The organism is Azotobacter tropicalis (genome assembly GCF_059739045.1).
This window is the reverse complement of record NZ_AP046059.1, coordinates 3,482,535-3,500,540: the sequence shown is the minus strand read 5'-3', so window position 1 is coordinate 3,500,540 and position 18,006 is coordinate 3,482,535. Positions and strand designations below refer to the sequence as shown.

14 protein-coding genes and 2 pseudogenes are annotated in these 18,006 nt (G+C 69.2%); 6 read left to right on the top strand and 10 right to left on the bottom strand.

The annotated features are described in order from the left end of the window. Positions 1-16 precede the first annotated feature (16 nt). Positions 17-328 (bottom strand): hypothetical protein, encoded by a 312-nt coding sequence (locus Atro_RS16630; RefSeq protein WP_497924006.1) that lies wholly within the window; start codon positions 326-328, stop codon positions 17-19. 168 nt (positions 329-496) lie between these two features. Here Atro_RS16630 and mdtD point away from each other — a divergent pair, with 168 nt between their 5' ends. Both mdtD and Atro_RS16620 read left to right on the top strand, forming a co-directional pair. Continuing rightward, positions 497-1,918, top strand: coding sequence for a multidrug transporter subunit MdtD (mdtD, locus tag Atro_RS16625; RefSeq protein ID WP_497924005.1), 1,422 nt, complete (start codon positions 497-499; stop codon positions 1,916-1,918). Between the two features lie 233 nt (positions 1,919-2,151). Beyond that, positions 2,152-3,978, top strand: a complete 1,827-nt coding sequence (locus Atro_RS16620) for a diguanylate cyclase domain-containing protein (protein WP_497924004.1) — start codon at positions 2,152-2,154, stop codon at positions 3,976-3,978. Positions 3,979-3,988: 10 nt separating this feature from the next. Here Atro_RS16620 and Atro_RS16615 read toward each other — a convergent pair whose 3' ends face one another. The 6 genes and pseudogenes from Atro_RS16615 to Atro_RS16590 all read right to left on the bottom strand — a co-directional run bounded on the left by Atro_RS16615 (position 3,989) and on the right by Atro_RS16590 (position 9,569). Then, entirely contained in the window at positions 3,989-4,678 is a 690-nt protein-coding gene (locus Atro_RS16615; RefSeq protein ID WP_497924003.1) for a glutathione S-transferase N-terminal domain-containing protein, read from the bottom strand. 11 nt (positions 4,679-4,689) lie between these two features. Next, positions 4,690-5,376 carry a glutathione S-transferase N-terminal domain-containing protein gene (locus tag Atro_RS16610; RefSeq protein WP_497924000.1) on the bottom strand — a complete coding sequence of 229 codons (687 nt, stop codon included), beginning with the start codon at positions 5,374-5,376 and terminating at the stop codon, positions 4,690-4,692. Between the two features lie 48 nt (positions 5,377-5,424). Next, positions 5,425-6,012, bottom strand: a complete 588-nt coding sequence (locus Atro_RS16605) for a TetR/AcrR family transcriptional regulator (RefSeq protein ID WP_497923998.1) — start codon at positions 6,010-6,012, stop codon at positions 5,425-5,427. 127 nt (positions 6,013-6,139) lie between these two features. Then, positions 6,140-7,260: pseudogene (gene ald, locus Atro_RS16600) on the bottom strand (alanine dehydrogenase). Between the two features lie 136 nt (positions 7,261-7,396). After that, the gene (locus Atro_RS16595) at positions 7,397-8,155 is read right to left on the bottom strand and encodes a slipin family protein (protein WP_497923996.1); all 759 of its coding nucleotides are present in this window, start codon (positions 8,153-8,155) and stop codon (positions 7,397-7,399) included. Between the two features lies 1 nt (position 8,156). Beyond that, positions 8,157-9,569: an NfeD family protein gene (locus Atro_RS16590; protein ID WP_497923994.1), complete on the bottom strand. Its 1,413-nt coding sequence runs from the start codon at positions 9,567-9,569 to the stop codon at positions 8,157-8,159. Positions 9,570-9,787: 218 nt separating this feature from the next. Here Atro_RS16590 and yccS point away from each other — a divergent pair. The 3 genes and pseudogenes from yccS to Atro_RS16575 all read left to right on the top strand — a co-directional run bounded on the left by yccS (position 9,788) and on the right by Atro_RS16575 (position 14,106). Then, positions 9,788-11,960: pseudogene (gene yccS / locus Atro_RS16585) on the top strand (YccS family putative transporter). A gap of 120 nt (positions 11,961-12,080) precedes the next feature. Then, entirely contained in the window at positions 12,081-13,478 is a 1,398-nt protein-coding gene (locus tag Atro_RS16580; protein ID WP_497923993.1) for a cytochrome B6, read from the top strand. A 145-nt stretch (positions 13,479-13,623) separates the two neighbouring features. After that, entirely contained in the window at positions 13,624-14,106 is a 483-nt protein-coding gene (locus Atro_RS16575; RefSeq protein WP_497923991.1) for a GreA/GreB family elongation factor, read from the top strand. Positions 14,107-14,133: 27 nt separating this feature from the next. Here Atro_RS16575 and Atro_RS16570 read toward each other — a convergent pair whose 3' ends face one another. The 3 genes from Atro_RS16570 to Atro_RS16560 form a co-directional block, all read right to left on the bottom strand. Then, entirely contained in the window at positions 14,134-15,069 is a 936-nt protein-coding gene (locus Atro_RS16570; protein WP_497923989.1) for a DUF808 domain-containing protein, read from the bottom strand. A gap of 198 nt (positions 15,070-15,267) precedes the next feature. Further along, the gene (locus tag Atro_RS16565) at positions 15,268-15,546 is read right to left on the bottom strand and encodes a DUF3509 domain-containing protein (RefSeq protein WP_497923988.1); all 279 of its coding nucleotides are present in this window, start codon (positions 15,544-15,546) and stop codon (positions 15,268-15,270) included. 173 nt (positions 15,547-15,719) lie between these two features. Then, positions 15,720-16,235: a YgjP-like metallopeptidase domain-containing protein gene (locus Atro_RS16560; protein ID WP_497923987.1), complete on the bottom strand. Its 516-nt coding sequence runs from the start codon at positions 16,233-16,235 to the stop codon at positions 15,720-15,722. Positions 16,236-16,556: 321 nt separating this feature from the next. On the opposite strand from Atro_RS16560, the gene Atro_RS16555 reads away from it, so the two are divergent. Continuing rightward, complete coding sequence (locus tag Atro_RS16555; protein WP_497923985.1) at positions 16,557-18,005, top strand: peptidoglycan DD-metalloendopeptidase family protein; 1,449 nt, start codon at positions 16,557-16,559, stop codon at positions 18,003-18,005. Position 18,006 lies beyond the last annotated feature (1 nt).

The window sequence follows — 18,006 nt, the reverse complement described above, 5'->3', positions numbered from 1 at the left end:
AGGCCGCCGGCGCGCCTCACTGCTGCGGCTTCTGGTTGAGCTGCGACAGGCACTTGCTGGAGGTGTCGAGCAGGCGCTCCTGCATCGGCGCCGGCACCTGTTTCGCGCCCTGCAGCTCGCGCAGCTCGGCGCTGCTGAACTCACCGGCGACGCGGTCCGCCGAACACTCGCAGTAATGCCGTGCCGGCCCTTCCGCGTGGCGGGCCGTGGCACCGGCCAGGCAGTCGCGGATGAACGCCTCGCGGGCGCCGCCGGGCCATTCGCCGGCGACCGCCGACAGGACGCCGGTCAGCGCCAGCAGGAAAACGGACAGAGAGAGAGGACGCATCGCTGGTCTCCTTTTCCTCGTCGGACGAGCGCACGGAAGGAATCATGAAGTCATAGAAGAGCATCGCCGGTTGCACAAGGCGGGCCTGCGCGCGCCGCCGGCCACTGCGCTCGGGCAATCTTCGCCGGCAGGCCCTACACTGCACCGGCACTCCAGCCAGGACACCCCATGCCCACCGCCTTGCCGCTCTCCCCCCGCACCGCCCGCCTGCTCCCCTGGATCATCGCCACCGCCCAATTCATGCCGATGCTCGACGGCACCATCCTCAACACCGCTCTGCCGGCCATGGCCCTGGACCTGGCCGAGGACCCGCTGCGCATGCAGTCGGTAGTGATCGCCTACATGCTCAGCGTGGCGGTGCTGATGCCGGCCTCCGGGTGGATCTCCGACCGCTTCGGCACCCGCCGGGTGTTCCTCGGCTCGATCCTGCTGTTCACCCTCGGCTCGCTGCTCTGCGCGCTTTCCGGATCGCTCCTGCAATTGGTCGCCGCGCGGGTGCTGCAGGGCTTCGGCGGTGCGCTGATGATGCCGGTGGGGCGGCTGGTGGTGCTGCGCGCCTATCCGCGCACGGAGCTGGTGCGGGTGCTCAGCTTCGTCACCCTGCCGGCGCTGCTCGGCCCGCTGCTCGGCCCGCCGCTGGGCGGCTGGCTGGTGGAGTACGCCAGCTGGCACTGGATCTTCCTGATCAACCTGCCGGTCGGCCTGCTCGGCTGCCTGGTCGCCCTGCGCCTGATGCCCGACCTGCGCGGCGTGGCGCGGACGCGCTTCGACACCCCGGGCTTCCTGCTGTTCGGCGCCGCCATGCTGCTGATCAGCATCGCCCTGGAAGGCCTCGGCGAGCTGCACATGCCGCACGCCCGCGTGGTGCTGCTGCTGCTCGCCGGCCTGGCCTGCCTGGCCGCCTACTGGCTGCGCGCCACCTCCGCCGAGGAGCCGCTGTTCTCGCCGACGCTGTTCCGCACCCACAGCTTCGCCATCGGCGTGCTCGGCAACCTGTTCACCCGCCTGGGCAGCGGCGCCCTGCCCTTCCTCACCCCGCTGCTGCTGCAGCTGGGCCTCGGCTATTCGCCGAGCCAGGCGGGCATGGCGATGGTCCCCGTGGCGCTGGGCTCGATGGCCATGAAGCCCCTGGCGCCGCGGCTGATCGAGCGCCTCGGCTACCGCCGGGTGCTGGTCGGCAACACCCTCCTGATCGGCGCCCTGCTGGCCAGCCTGGCGCTGGTCGACGGCGACACCCCCTACGCGCTGCTGCTCCTGCACCTGGGGCTGATCGGCACGGTGAACTCCCTGCAGTTCTCGGCGATGAACGCCGTCGCCCTGATCGACCTGCCGACCCGCGACGCCAGCAGCGGCAACAGCCTGCTGTCGGTGGTGGTCCAGCTGTCGATGAGCCTCGGCGTCGGCATCGGCGCCGCCCTGCTCGGCGGCTTCAGCGCCGGCGGCGCGGCCCAGGGCGGCTTGCTGCTCGCCGCCTTCCAGGCCACCTACGTCTGCGTCGGCCTGCTGGCGATGTTCGGCGCCGCCCTGTTCTTCCAGCTGCGCCCGGAGGACGGCCGCCCCGGGCGGCGCCACGACGACCTGGGCGATTGAGGCGGCCGACTGGCGGGATCGAGCGTTCCGTTCTTCACTCTGAGAGGGTTCGGCGAAGCCCATGGGAAGCCTTGGCGCGATGCCAGCAAGGCCCCTGGCTTGCGGCCGACGAGCGATCCAGCCTTGGGGAGTCAGGGAAGCGAGTCGTCGATGGCTTTGTCAGCACGCGGGGGCAGTCCCCGAACGGAATGGGCGGGGCCTTCACTCGCTGGCGGATCGGTGCACGCTTGGCCGTGCTGCTGACTCTGCTGTACGGGTCGCCGGCGCTCGCCGCCCCGCCGCCGGACGAGCCGGCCGTCCTGGCGCTGGACGGCCGCGAACGCTCCGTGGACCTGCGTCCCCACCTGTCACTGCTGCGCGACCCCGGCGGCGAACTGCAACTGCAGGACGTCATGGAGCGCGACCGGGCGTTCGCCCCGCTGACCGCCCGTCGCGACCTGAACCTCGGCTATACCCGCGACGTCGTCTGGCTGCGCCTGGACCTCGAGTCGCGCGCCACGGAGGTCCGCGACTGGCAGATCGAGTTCGTCTATCCCTCGCTCGACCGCATCGAGCTGTTCGGCGCCGGCGAGGAGCCCCTGCTCGGCGGCGACCAAGTGCCGGCCGAACAGCGCGACAGCACCCACCTGTCGCCGGCCTTCGCCGTGCGCCTGGCCCCCGGCGAGCGACGCAGCCTGTTCTTCCGCACCCAGTCGAGCGGCACCCTGACCCTCGACGCGCAGCTCTGGGAGGGCACGGCCTTCGCCCGCCACAGCCGGCTGAGCCTGATGGTGCAGACCGGCTACGTGGCCATGCTGGTCGCCCTGTGCAGCTACAACCTGCTGCTGTTCCTCGCCCTGCGCGAGCGCAACTTCCTGCTCTACGTGCTGTTCGCCGCCAGCCTGGGCGGCGGCATGCTCGCCCACTCGGGCCTCGGCGCCCAATACCTGTGGACCGCCGGCAGCGAGCTGGAAAACCGCCTGCTGCCGCTGTTCCTCGCCCTCGCCGTGGCCCTCGGCACCCTGTTCACCCGCGCGTTCCTCGATACCCGCCATGCCCTGCCGCGCTGGCACCGCCTGCTCGGCCGGGCCTGCGTCCTGCACTTCGGCGTGGTCCTGGGCGCGCTGCTGCTACCGGTCGACCGGGCGCTGCAGACGCTCTCGGTGACCAGCATCGGCGGCATCCTGCTGCTGCTCGGCTGCGGTCTGGCCGGCCTGTTGCGCGGCTCGCCGGGGGCGCGCGTGTTCGTGCTCGCCGAGCTGACCCTGATGGGCGGGGCGCTGCTCATGGCGCTGCGCAACTTCACCCTGCTGCCGAGCAACCTGATCACCGCCAACAGCGTCCAGCTCGGCTCGGCGCTGGAGATGCTGCTGCTCTCCTTCGGCCTGGCGGCGCGCCTGAGCGAACTCAAGCGTCTCAAGCTGGCGGCCCGCGAGGCCGTGCTGCGCAGCCAGCAGGACGCCCTCAAGGCCCTGCAGGAACAGGAGCGCCTGCTCGAGCGGCGGGTCGCCGAACGCACCGCCGCCCTCGCCGAGGCCAACGCGCGCCTGAGCGCCATGGCCCTGCAGGACCCGCTCACCGGGCTGGCCAACCGCATCGGCCTGAACCAGCGCCTGACCCAGGCCTGGCAGCGCGCCCAGCGCAAGCAGGAGCTGCTCGCGCTGATCCTGATCGATCTCGACGGCTTCAAGGCGATCAACGACCGCCACGGCCACGCCGCCGGCGACCAGTTGCTGCTGCAGGTCGCCGGCCGCCTGCAGGCCAGCGCGCGCACCACCGACCTGGTGGCCCGCCTGGGCGGCGACGAGTTCGTGCTGGTCTGCGAGGCCATCGGCTCCGAGCAGCAGGCCCAGGCCCTGGCCGAGCGCATCCTCCACTCGCTGGCCCAGCCGGTGCAGCTCGGCGAGGTGCAGGTCAGCCTGAGCGCCAGCATCGGCATCAGCATCTGCCGCGGGCAGAGCCACGAGAAACTGCTGCGCGAGGCCGACCAGGCGATGTACCGGGCCAAGGCCGGCGGACGCAGCCGCATCCAGCGCGCCGACGACAACCTGCCGCCACACCCGGCCTATCGGCCGGGCTGAGGCCCCTGGCTCAATTACCCTGCCCGAACAGCAGCCGGCGCGCCTCGGCGGTGAGCAGCGCGCCGGGATCGGCGTTGACCTGCTCGGCCAGGGCGTAGGCGCGCTGCACCGCCGGCCGTGCGGCGATGCGCTCGAGCCAGGCGGCCATGCGCGGGAAGTCCTCGATCCGCTGGCGCTGACCCTCCCAGAGCTTGGCCCAGGGGTAGATCGCCATATCGGCGATCGAGTAGTCGCCGGCCACGTAGTCGCGGCCCTGCAGCTGGCGGTCGAGCACCCCGTAGAGGCGCGCGGTCTCCTTCACGTAGCGCTCGATGGCATAGGGAATCGGCTCCGGCGCATAGCGGACGAAGTGGTGGTTCTGTCCGGCCATCGGCCCCAGCCCGCCCATCTGCCAGTACAGCCACTGCAGCACCTGGAAGCGCGGGCGGGTTTCCCGGGGCAGGAAGCGCCCGGTCTTGTCCGCCAGGTATTCGAGGATGGCGCCGGACTCGAACAGCGCCAGCAGCTCGCCGCCGTCGTCCGGAGACTGGTCGACGATCGCCGGAATCCGGTTGTTCGGGGCGATCTTCAGGAACTCGGGGGCGAACTGCTCGCCCTTGCCGATGTGCACCGGGCGCAGCCGGTAGTCCAGCCCGGTTTCCTCGAGAAATATCGTGATCTTGTGGCCGTTGGGGGTGGTCCAGTAGTAAAGATCGATCATCGCCTGTCTCCTCAGCGGTGGGCGGCGCGTTGCACCGGTCCCTGGCGTTCCTCGCAGAAGGCCAGCAGGCGGCGGAACCAGGCGCCGACCGGCGAATCTTCGGGCCAGGGTTGCTCGCCCAGGGTCCAGGCCCAGAAGAAGAAGCCGCCGATCAGGTAGTCGGCGCCGGCCGGCGCCGCGCCGTCCAGCCAGAGCTGCCCTTTCAGCAGCGCGTCCAGCGGCTGCAGCGCCCGCGCCAGCTGTACCTGCCCGGCCTCGCGGTCGGCGAAGGCTTCCAGGGTCATGCCGAGGTTCTTCTCGCGGCTCTGGCGGAAGTAGTCGCGGTCGGCCGGGTCGATGCACTCCAGGATACGCAGCGCCAGCAGGCGGAACAACGCCGGGCGCAGGTCCTGGGCGACGAACTGGTCGAGCAGGCGCAGGCGGCTTTCGCCCGGCGCACCGCCGAGCAGGCCGGGCTCCGGGTAGCGCTCGTCCAGGTAGCGGAAGATCGCCAGGCTGTCATGAACGGTGGTGTCGCCGTCGCGCAGCACCGGCACCAGCTTCTGGCCGGAGAAGGCCAGGGCCTCCTTGTCGGTGAAGCGCAGCGGGCGGCCGACGAAATCCAGCCCCTTGTGCGCCAGGGCCAGGCGCACCCGCCAGCAATAGGGGGAAAACACCAGCTCGGGAGAGCTTCCGCAGAGTTCGTAGAGTTCGCGCATATCCATCTCCTTTTATCGGGACTTACCGGTCCAAAAACAGGCGAAACATCACCTCAGGCAGCCCAGGGCCACCTCGATCACGGCACGCAGGGCCTCCGCCGAGGCGCCGGCCTTGCGCTGGGTACGCAGGCCGCTCATCACGCACAGCAGATAGCCGGCCAGCACGTGCACATCGGCCGCTGCGGCGAGTTCGCCGTCGGCCTGGGCGCGCTGCAGGGCTTCGACCAGCACTTGGCGCAATCCGTCGATGCCGCTGCGCATCAGCGCGGCGATCTCCGCATCGGCCTGGGAGAACTCGCTGGCCACGTTGGCCAGCATGCAGCCGCGCGGCGGCTCGCCGGAACGCTCCTCCTCCAGGGCGCAGAGCAGCCAGGCGCGCAGGAACTCGCGCGGCGAGGCGGCCGCCTGCAGGCGCTCGCGCAGCTCGCGGCGGCGCTGGGCGCAGTACTGGCGCAGCGCCGCCTCGAACAGCGCGCGCTTGCTCGGATAGGTCTGGTACAGGCTGCTCTTCGACAGGCCGGTCGCCGCCAGCAGGTCCTGCAGCGAGGTGGCTTCATAGCCGCGCTGCCAGAACACCTGCATGGCCTGCTCGAGCATCTGCTCCGGATCGAAGGTGCGGGGGCGTCCACGGGTCATGGAGCGAATTTAGGACTGATCGGTTCACAAGTCAAACCGGCGCAAGACCTTCGACGAAGAAAAAGCCGGACCGGAGCAGATCTGCCATGCGACAGGGACGCTGCCCGGATCACGACTACATTCGCGCCTACAGCCGCGCCAGCAGCTCGGCGGCGTTGCGGTACGGCAGGCCGTGGGCCTCGGCCACGCTGGCGCAGGTGAGCTGGCCGCGCGCCACATTGAGGCCGTTGCGCAGGTGCGGGTCGTCCTCCAGGGCGCGGCGCACGCCCTTCTCCGCCAGGGCGACGACGAACGGCAGGGTCGCGTTGTTCAGCGCCAAGGTCGAGGTGCGCGCCACCGCGCCGGGCATGTTGGCCACGCAGTAGTGCACCACGCCGTCGACCACATAGGTCGGCTCGTCGTGAGTGGTCGGGTGCGAAGTCTCGGCGCAGCCGCCCTGGTCGATGGCCACGTCCACCAGCACCGCGCCGGGCTTCATCCGCGCGACCATCTCGGCGCCGATCAGCCTGGGCGCCGCCGCACCGGGATCAGCACGGCGCCGATCACCAGGTCCGCCGCCAGCACCTGCTCGCGGATCGCCGCCCCCGTGGCGTGCAGGGTGGCGATGCGGTTGCCGTACCGTGCATCCAGCCGGCGCAGGGCGTCCAGGCTGCGGTCGAGCACGGTGACGTCGGCGCCCAGGCCGACGGCCATGGCCACCGCCTGGCTGCCCACCACCCCGCCGCCGAGGATCGTCACCTTGCCGGCCGGCACCCCGGGTACCCCGCCGAGCAGCACGCCGCGTCCACCCTGGGCCTTTTCCAGGCAGTGGGCGCCGGCCTGAATGGCCATCCGCCCGGCGACCTCGGACATCGGCGCCAGCAGCGGCAGGCGGCCCTGGGCGTCGCTGACCGTCTCGTAGGCGATGCAGGTGGCGCCGCTGACCAGCAGGTCGTCGGTCTGCGCCCGGTCCGGGGCCAGGTGCAGGTAGGTGAACAGCGTGTGGTGCGGGCGCAGGCGGGCGCGCTCCTCGGCCAGCGGCTCCTTGACCTTGACGATCAGCTCGGCGGCTTCGTAGAGCGCCGCGGCGTCCGTGGCGACGTGCGCCCCGGCGGCCCGGTAGTCGGCATCGTCGAAGCCGATGGCGGCGCCGGCCTGGCTCTCGACCCAGACCTCGTGGCCGAGGGCGGTCAGCTCGGCCACCGAGGACGGCGTCAGGCCGACCCGGTATTCGTGGTTCTTGAGTTCCGTGGGTATCCCGATGCGCATGGCTGTCTCCTCGCCCGGCGGGCATGGCCTGTCGTTCCTCGACGGCGGTCGTCCGGCAAGCCGATGCTTCGATTGCCGTGGACCTGCCTTTTCAGTGTCGCAGGAAAACCGGCAAGCTGCCGGAAAGCGGCAGCCCTCAGGCCTGCGGGTCGCGCTCCTTGAGCAGGTGCAGCAACTCGATGGGTAGCGGGAAGACGATGGTCGAACTCTTGTCGCCGGCGATGGCGCCGAGCGTCTGCATGTAGCGCAGCTGCATGGCGCCGGGCTCGCGGCCGAGCATGGCGGCGGCCTGCATGAGCTTTTCCGAGGCCTGCAGCTCGCCCTCGGCATGGATCACCTTGGCCCGCCGCTCGCGCTCGGCCTCGGCCTGCTTGGCGATGGCGCGGATCATCGATTCGTCGAGGTCGACGTGCTTGATCTCCACGTTGGCCACCTTGATGCCCCAGGCGTCGGTCTGCGCGTCGAGCACCTGCTGGATGTCGGCGTTGAGCCGCTCGCGCTCGGCCAGCATGTCGTCCAGCTCGTGCTTGCCGAGCACCGAGCGCAGGGTGGTCTGCGCCAACTGGCTGGTCGCCGCGTGGTAGTCCTCGACCTGGATGATCGCCTTCTGCGCATCGAGCACCCGGTAGTAGATCACCGCGTTGACCTTCACCGAGACGTTGTCGCGGGAGATCACGTCCTGGGTCGGCACGTCGAGCACGATAGTCCGCAGGTCGACCCGCACCATCTGCTGGATGCCCGGAATGAGGATGATCAGCCCCGGCCCCTTGACCTTCCAGAAGCGGCCGAGCTGGAACACCACGCCGCGCTCGTACTCGCGCAGGATGCGAAAGGCCGACAGCAGCAGCGCCACCAGCATCGCCAGGATGAAGCCGAAACTCAGTTCGAAGCCCATGTCAGTCTCCTCGTGCAGTGGGTTGCCCGGCCGCCGTCACCTCCAGCAGCAGCCCCTGGCGGGCCACCACGCGCACCGTCTGGCCGGGCTGCAGCGGCTGCGGACTGCGCACCTGCCAGCGCTCGCCCTGCAGCTGCACCCAGCCGGCCAGCGGATTGCCGGCCTCGACCGCGGTCACCGCGGTCAGGCTGCCGACCAGCCCGGCGTCGCCGCTCTGCAGCGCGCGGTGGCGCGTCTTGAGCGCCAGGCTGCCGATGAAGGCGATCAGCCCGGCGCTGACCACCGCCAGGGTCACGATCAGCGGCAGCGGGATGCCGAAGCCGGGCACCTCGGTGTCGATCAGGATCAGCGCGCCGATGACGAAGGCCACCACGCCGCCGATCCCCAGCACACCGAAGCTGGGCAGGAAGGCCTCGGCCGCCATGAAGGCGATGCCGAGGAGGATCAGGCCGACCCCGGCGTAGCTCACCGGCAGCAGTTGCAGGGCGTAGAGGGCGAGGATCAGGCAGATGGCGCCGAGCACGCCGCCGAGACCGACGCCGGGGCTGGAGAACTCGAAGAACAGTCCGTAGACGCCGAGCATCATCAGGATCAGCGCCACGCTGGGATTGGTGATCACCGCCAAGAGCCGGGTGCGCCAATCCGGCTCGTGATGGACCAGCGCGGCGCCGGCGGTGTGCAGGGTCGCCATGCCTTCGGCCACCGCGTAGCGCTTGCCGTCGACCTGGCGCAGCAGGTCCGCCAGGTCGACCGCCTGGTGGTCGATCACCTTCAGTTCCAGGGCTTCCCGGGCGGACAGGCTGACCGCCTCGCGCACCGCCTGCTCGGCCCACTCGGCGTTGCGCCCGCGCAACTGGGCGAGACCGCGGATGTAGGCGGCGGCGTCGTTGATCTGCTTGCGGCTCAGGGCGTCGGCCGGCTCGCCGCCGGGCGCCTTGCCGGTCCTGTCGCCCTGATCGTCCTTGTCGTCCGGTGGCGGCCGTCCCGGCTGCTGCGGCGGCGTGCCGGGCATGCCGCCGATCTGCACCGGCGTCGCCGCGCCGAGGTTGGTGCCCGGCGCCATGGCGGCGATGTGGCTGGCATAGAGGATGTAGGTGCCGGCGCTGGCCGCCCGCGCGCCGCTCGGCGCCACGTAGCTGGCCACCGGCAGCGGGCTGGCGAGGATCGCCTTGATGATCGCGCGCATCGAGGTGTCCAGCCCGCCGGGGGTGTCGATGGCGATCACCACCAGTTGCGCGCCCTCCTTCTCGGCGCGGGACAGGCCGCGGATCAGGTAGTCGGCGCTGGCCGGGCCGATCGCCCCGTCCACCGTCAGTACCGTAACCGGCGGCGGGGCGGCGAAAACCGGCAGCGCGGCCAGCAGCAGCAACGACAGCGCCAGGGCCCGGCGCAGGCAACGGGCGGAAGCGGGCATGGTGCCCCCCGACAGAGGCGTGTGAATCAGGAAAGGATAGACGAGGGGGCAGGCGGCCTGAGCGGTGGCTCCGATTCAGTGCGCAAGCCGAGGATGCAGGCCCGTTCTCCAGGCGTCGTGCCGCGGAAAGCGCGACGTCCGCACGCCGCCGCCAAGACCTCCCGCCCCACGCCCCCGCTGTCTACAATGATCCGCCCCCACCACCCCAGGCCGACCCCATGCCCTCGACCGCCCTCAGCCAGTCCCTCCGCCAGATCTGGGCCCACCACGTCTTCAGCTACAGCCTGCGGGTGTTCATCGCCCTCACCGGCAGCATGGCGCTGTGCTGGGCCCTGGACCGCATGGACCTGCTCATCCCGCTGTTCCTCGGCATCATCGCCAGCGCCCTGGCGGAGACCGACGACAGCTGGGAGGGCCGACTGCAGGCGCTGCTGGTCACCCTGGCGTGCTTCGCCGCGGCGGCCTTCGCCGTCGAGCTGCTGTTCCCCTCGCCCTGGTGGTTCGCCGCCGCGCTGGCGCTGTCCAGCTTCGGCCTGACCATGCTCGGCGCGCTGGGCGAGCGTTATGCCACCATCGCCTCGGGCACGCTGATCCTGTCGATCTACACCATGATCGGCATCGACCAGCGCGGCGGGCCGCCGCTCGATCTGTGGCGCGAGCCGCTGGTGCTGGTCGCCGGCGCCGCCTGGTACGGCGTGCTCTCGGTGCTCTGGCAGGCGCTGTTCAGCACCCAGCCGATCCAGCAGAGCCTGGCCCGGGTGTTCCGCGAGCTGGGCGAGTACCTGAAGCTCAAGGCGTCGCTGTTCGAGCCGGTGCGCCATCTGAACGTGGAGGAGCGCCGCCTGGCCCTGGCGCAGCAGAACAGCCGGGTGGTCGCGGCGCTGAACGCCGCCAAGGAGATCATCCTGCACCGGGTCGACAACGGCCGGCCGGCGCCGCAGGTGAACCGTTACCTGAAGCTGTACTTCCTCGCTCAGGATCTCCACGAGCGCGCCAGTTCCTCGCACTATCCCTACAACGCACTGGCCGAGGCGTTCTTCCACAGCGACGTGCTATTCCGCTGCCGCCTGGTGATCCGCCAGCAGGGCAAGTCCTGCCTGGCCCTAGCGCGGGCCATCGAGCTGCGCCAGCCGTTCGACTGCGTCGACCAGAGCCTGGCCCTCGAAGACCTGCAGACCTCGCTGGCGCACCTGCGCCTGCAGAGCAATCCGGCTTGGCGCCACCTGTTGCGCTCGCTCGGTGCGCTGGCCGACAACCTCGCCCATCTCGACCGCCTGCTGCACGCCGCGCGCAACCCCGACGCGCTGGCCGACGCCCAGGACAGCAGCCTGCTCGACCGCGAGCCGCAGTCCCTCGGCGAGGCCCTGAGCCGCCTGCGCCAGCAGCTGACGCCGGCCTCGCGGCCGTTCCGCCATGCCCTGCGCCTGGCGGTGGCGCTGTCCGCCGGCTACGGCCTGCTGCACCTGATCCACCCCAGCCAGGGCTACTGGATCCTGCTGACCACCCTGTTCGTCTGCCAACCCAACTTCGGCGCCACCCGCCGCCGGGTCCGCCAGCGCATCGCCGGCACCGTGCTCGGCCTCTTGGCCGGCTGGGCGCTGTTCGATCTCTTCCCCAGCCTGCTGGTGCAGTCGCTGTTCGCCGTGCTCGCCGGGTGGTGTTCTTCGCCACCCGCGCCAGCCACTACACCCTGGCCACCGCGGCGATCACCCTGCTAGTGCTGTCCTGCTTCAACCAGGTCGGCGACGGCTACGGGCTGATCTGGCCGCGGCTGGTCGACACCCTGCTCGGCAGCCTGATCGCCGGCCTCGCGGTGTTCCTGATCCTCCCCGACTGGCAGGACCGCCAGCTGAACCGGGTGCTGGCCAACACCCTGGCCTGCAACGCCCGCTACCTGCGCCAGCTGATGCAGCAGTACCGCAGCGGCAAGCGCGACGACCTGGCCTACCGCCTGGCCCGGCGCGACGCGCACAACGCCGACGCGGCGCTGTCCTCGACCCTCTCGGGGATGCTCATGGAGCCCGGCCAGTTCCGCCGCGAGGCGGACGTCGGCTTCCGCTTCCTGATCCTCTCCCACACCCTGCTGGGCTACCTCTCGGCACTCGGCGCGCACCGCGAGCAGCTGCCCGAGGCCGATTGCCGCCCGCTGCTCGACGAGGCCGCCGAGCGCCTGGCCGACAGTCTCGAGGAGATCGCCCGGGCGCTCGCCGGCAACCGCCCGGTGGCCGTCCACGACGAGGCCGAACAGGTGCTGGCCCAGCGCCTGGAGCAGCTCCCGAGGAGCAGGACGACCGCCTGCGCCTGGTGCAGAGCCAGCTGGCGCTGATCGCCGGCCAGCTGGCGCCGCTGCGCAACCTCGCCGCGCCCTTGCGGCAGAGCCCGGCGCTCTGACCTGCCGGCCGGGGCCGAACGCCCCGGCTGCCGGGCATGCTCACGGCATTTCGCCTTCCCCGGTACGCTCGGCTATACCTGTTGCTGTTCCCTCGGGACATCCATCGCAGGGAGAACCCCATGAACAGAGCAGCAGTGAAAGCCGGCCTGGCGATCCCCTTCGCCCTGGCGCTGGGCCTGGCCGACGGCGCCCGGGCCGAACCGGAAGAGAAACCGACCAGTTACCAGCCGGTGTCCATCACCGAAGACTTCTCCACCATCAAGGAACGCCTGGCGGGCGAGAAGGCCAGCGTGGTGCAGACCCAACGGCGTCTGCTGGATGCGCGCTACGACCTCTCCGACAAGCCCGTCCAGGGCGTCACCATGAGCCGCGGCAAGCCGGTGCAGGGCGGCGTGCGGATCAAGCTGCCGAGCGGCACCAACTGGGACGACCTGGCGCGCATGAGCCCCGAGGACATCCGCGGCAAACGGCTGTTCCCGGCCGGCTTCATGCCGCTGCCCCATCCCAAGCACGGCGAAGGCGGCATGCTCTTCCCGCAGTTCGTGATCGACGAGATCAACAAGCAGGAGCAACGCGACCTGACGCGCTTCGACCTGGACTTCGACCTGCCCGACCACTTCCTGCCCGAGTTCCCAGCCCCGATCTTCCTCACCACCCGCCCGGATCTGGGCGACGTGTCGCAGGGCAAGCAGGTGACCCTGTTCAACTTCCACGAGCTGTTCAACGGCATCCTCAATCCCAAGCAGCTCGAAGGCCTGCGTCTGTTGCTCACGCCCTTCCCGCAGCAGCAGTTCAACGTCACCGAGGACCGCCGCAGCGAGCACCCGCACCGCGGCGTGGCCTGCCTGGACTGCCATGCCAACGGCCATACCGACGCCGCCACCCACCTGGTCGGCGACATCCGGCCCCAGGAGCTGCGCCACCGCCTCGACACCCCGTCGCTGCGCGGGGTGAACATCCAGCGGCTGTTCGGCTCGCAGCGCGCGCTGAAATCGGTGGAGGACTTCACCGAGTTCGAGCAGCGCGCCGCCTACTTCGACGGCGACCCGGTGATTGCCACCAAGAAGGGAGTGAACATCCTCGAACGCGGCAGCCAGGTGCACTTCATGGGCGAGTTCCAGAACATCCTGGACTTCCCGCCGGCGCCCAAGCTGAACGTCGAGGGCCGGCTGATCCGCGGCCAGGCCAGCGAGCAGGAGCTGCGCGGCGAGTCGCTGTTCTACGGCAAGGCCGCCTGCGCCGGCTGCCACGCGCCGCCCTACTTCACCGACAACTCGATGCACAACCTGAAGACCGAGCGCTTCTTCGAGCCGCAGAACATCAACGGCCGCCTGGCCAAGGCCGACGGGCCGATCAAGACCTTCCCGCTGCGCGGAATCAAGGACTCGCCGCCGTACCTGCACGACGGTCGCCTGCTGACCCTGGACGACACCGTGGAGTTCTTCAACCTGGTGCTGCAGCGTGGCCTGACCGCGGAGGAAAAGGCCGATCTGGTGGCCTTCCTGCGCACGCTCTGAGGGCCCGCTCGAGGGGATGGCGCCACGGCGGCATCCCTCGGGCGCGGCAGCGCGACCGCCCGCCCCCTTCAGGCAGCATGGCTCCCGCGAACGGATGCGGTTACCGTCACGCGCCGATTCCCCTTGTCTTTTCCGACGCCTTTCTATGACCAAAGACCACGTGCTACAGCTGATCCTCGCCCGCCTGGAGAACGACCTGGCCCTCGCCCGGCAGGCCGCACAAGCCGCCCATGAGGCGGCGACCCACGAAGAGAGCCTCGCCGAGAACAAGTACGACACCCGCGGCCTGGAAGCCGCCTACCTGGCGGCCGGCCAGTCGCGGCGGGTGGAGGAGATCCGCCAGGCCCTGAGCCTCTACCAGAACTTGCAGCTGCGCCCCTTCGATGCCGAGCGCGGCATCCAGCTGACCGCCCTGGTGCGTCTGGTCGATGCGCAGGGCGAGGAGCAGACGCTGTTCCTCGGCCCGGACGCCGCCGGCCTCAAGGTGCAGGCCGGCGACCGGCAGGTGATGGTGATCACCCCGCGCTCGCCGCTCGGCCAGCGCCTGCTCGGCCGTGGCGAGGGCGACGAGATCGAGCTGACGCCGGCCAGGGCGCGTCAGTGTTACGAGGTGCTGGAGGTCAGTTGAGACGACCGGGCATCGCCCGGTGCCGGCTCAGCGGCCAGAAGCCTTCAGCAGCCGCTTGACCAGGCCGACGCCAGCCAGCACCAAGCCGCCGGCGACGATGCCGACCAGCGCGTTCATCAGCATCGGCAGCAGCGCCGAGAGGATGCTGCCAACGGTCGGCAGGCCGTTGGTGGAGGCCTCCAGCCCGTGCAGCCAGTGGCCGAGGAACGGCAGGCCGTGCACCAGGATGCCGCCGCCGACCAGGAACATTGCCGCGGTGCCGGCCACCGACAGCCCCTTCATCAGCCAGGGCGCCGCCGCCAGCAGGCCCTGGCCGAGACGGTTCGCCAGCGCGCTCGGCTGGCGCTCCAGGTAGAGGCCGAGGTCGTCCAGCTTGACGATGCCGGCGACCAGGCCGTAGACGCCGACGGTCATGATCAGCGAGATGCCGACCAGCACCGCGACCTGGCTGGCGAAGGCGGCCTGCGCCACGGTGCCGAGGCTGATGGCGATGATTTCGGCGGAGAGGATGAAGTCGGTGCGTACCGCGCCCTTGATCTTGTCCTTCTCGAAGGCGACCGGATCGATGTTCGGGTCGGCCAGCGCGGCGCTCAGTTCGGCGTGCTCGGCTTCGTCCTCGACGGCGCTGTGGGTCAGCTTGTGCGCCAGCTTCTCGAAGCCCTCGTAGCAGAGGAAGGCGCCGCCGACCATCAGCAGCGGGGTGATCAGCCAGGGCGCCAGGGCGCTGATCAGCAGCGCGGCGGGCACCAGGATCGCCTTGTTCAGCAGCGAGCCCTTGGCCACCGCCCAGACCACCGGCAACTCCCGCTCGGCCTGCACGCCGGCGACCTGCTGGGCGTTGAGGGCGAGGTCGTCGCCGAGCACGCCGGCGGTCTTCTTCGCGGCGAGCTTGGTCATCACCGAGACGTCGTCGAGCAGGGTGGCGATATCGTCGATCAGGGTCAGCAGACTGCTACCAGCCATCGGAAACTCCTTGTTGGGAATGGCCAGGAGGGTTGACGAGCCTGGCGCGGGCCGCCAGTAAAGCAGGTCGGCAGGATGCGGCAAAGACGGGCGGAGGCGTTGCGGGTGATTTATGGGATTTGCTGCCCAGGCGGGCCGGCATGGATTCGGCGAAGGGGCGATAGCGCCTCGGGCGGCTGCGCCCCTTCCGCTCAGCGCTCAGAACGTCGCATAGGTGGGCAGACGGACGCGGCTCTGACTCTGCAGCCGGGCGAGCATCGGCGTCTGGCCGGCCTCGATGGCCAGATCACGCTGTACCGAACCGATCAGCCAGTCGAGCTGCGTGCGGTTCTGCAGCTGGCTGAAGGACAGGGCCCGGCGCATCACCTGGCGTTCGCCCTGCTGCAGGCTGAACAGCAGGCTGCCGTCCGGACGCGGCTCGAGAAGCACCTCGTATTCGGGAAAAGCGGCGACAAGCGTTTCTTCTATCTGCTTCATGAAGCGACTCCCTAATCATATGGTTCCGCAGCGAAAAGATTTGGCAAGCCTCATGCCAAAATGCAATTACCCTATGAATCAATGAGTTGCGAAGAAACCCTAGAAGCGTATCGGGCAGAATGCAAGGAAACTCCCGAACGGAACGTGCATTTTGCCGCTTGGGGAGCCGCGGCTCAGTTGCTCGCCAGACTGTTTCGCCCGGGCAGCTCGCGCCAGGTCAGGTAGATGCGCAGGTCGAACTCGAGCTGGTGGTAGCCGGGCAGCATGTGCTCGCAGAGCTGGTAGAACGCCTTGTTGTGGTCGAACTCGCGCAGGTGGGCAAGCTCGTGGACCACGATCATGTTGAGGAACTCCGGCGGCGCCTCGCGAAACAGCCCGGCCACGCGGATCTCCTTCTTCGCCTTGAGTCTGCTGCCCTGCACCCGCGAAACCGCGGTGTGCAGGCCGAGGGCGTTGCGCAGCACGTCCAGCTTGCTGTCGTAGAGCACCTTGTCGAGGCCCGGCGCGTTGCGCAGGTACTGCTGCTTGAGATCCATGGTGTAGGCGTACAGCGCCTTGTCGCTCTGCACGTCGTGACGGCCGGGATAACGCTTGGTCAGGTAGTCGCCGAGACGCTCCTCGGCGATCAGCCGGCGAACCTGATCCTGCAGGTGGGACGGGTAGGCGGCGAGGTACTTGAGGGGGATCATCGGGCGGCTCGGAACAGGGGAATACCGGGCGCCATTCTACCCGGCGCAGCGACCGACGCCCCACGGCGAGCGCGAGAAGCATCGTTGCAGGCGATTTTCGATTTCTTCGCCAAGATCAGCGGCACGAAACCGCAGGTCGGCTACCTTATTACCCTGTGCTGTCGAAAAGGGCAGCGCCTGCCCTGCTGGCAGGCTCAAGAACAGGCAAACGGGCCGGTCTTTGAGCGTCTCAGAGACGAGTGGCTACAGGCGCCTCAGGGTTGCCTCATAGGCCATTTGATTATATTTTAGGCAGTTACTGTAACTTAAACACCCTTCGCCATGACTCAAAAAGACACCAAAGCCCCGCTCTACCCCAAAAGCCATATCCTGGCTGCCAGTGGTGTAGCTGCGCTGCTAAGCCTGGCCCTGCTGGTGTTCCCGTCGCGGGAAGTCGAGGCAAAGAAGCCCTTCATCCATCCTGAGGTGGAGCTTGCTTCCACCCAGATCGAAAATACAGACGACCAAAAGCTAGACCCGCTCGCCGAAGAGGCGGCAGAGCCGCCATTGGCCGAACTCGTGGAGGCCATCGATAGCCAGAGCCAGCCCGGCCCCACGGAGCAACCCCCTCGGCAGAGTGGCGATGAAGCGCCCCCTGCCCCGCCCGTACCCGCCTCAGCCGTCGAAACCCAGAAAGTGGTGACCGCCGGCAAGGGCGAGAAGCTGGCGGCGGTATTCGCCAAGGCAGGAGTTCCTGCTGACGTCCTGCAGGCAATCCTGAGCGGCAACCAGGAAGCCGCCAGGCAGCTGAAGTCTGTCAAGAAGGGGCAGAAGTTCGAGTTCACGCTGTCCGCCGACGGCGAGCTGAAGGCCCTGCGCGTCACACTGGACAAACTGAAGACCCTGGAAATCAGCAAGTCCGCCAAAGGGTTTTCCGTCACGCAGAAGGTCGTCAAACCCGAGACGCGGACCGTCTATGTGCGAGGCGTGGTCGGCAGCTCCCTGTTTTCCGCCGCCAAGAAGGCCGGTCTCAGCCACAGCATGACCCAGGCCCTGTCGAACATCTTCGCCTATGACATAGATTTCGCCCAGGACATCCGCCGCGGCGACGAGTTCGAAGTCGTCTACGACGAAAAGCGTCTTGGCAGCAAGCGCCTGCAGCAGGGCAATATCCTCGCCGCACGCTTCGTCAATCGCGGCAAGACCTACACGGCGGTGCGCTATACCAACAAGCAGGGTGCCACCCATTACTACACCGCCGACGGCAGCAGCATGCGCAAGGCCTTCATCCGCTCGCCGGTGGATTTCGCTCGCATCAGCTCGCGCTTTTCCAACGGCCGTCGCCATCCGATTCTCAACAAGATCCGCGCCCACAAAGGCGTCGATTACGCCGCTCCGCGCGGCACGCCGATCCGCGCGACCGGCGACGGGAAAGTGCAGCTCGCCGGGCGCAAGGGCGGCTACGGCAACACCGTGATCATCCAGCACGGCAACCGCCAGCAGACCCTGTACGCGCACATGCAGGGCTTCGCCAAGGGGCTTCGCACGGGCAGCACCGTCAAGCAGGGGCAGATCATCGGCTACATCGGGACCACCGGCCTCTCGACCGGCCCTCACCTGCATTACGAGTTCCAGATCAACGGCACCCATGTCGACCCGCTGTCGCAGAAACTGACCATGGCCGAGCCGATCGCCCGGGGCGAGAAACAGCGATTCCTGCAGCAAACCCAGCCGCTGATGGCGCGCATGAACCAGGAAAAGGCCACGATGCTGGCCATGGACAAGCGCTGAC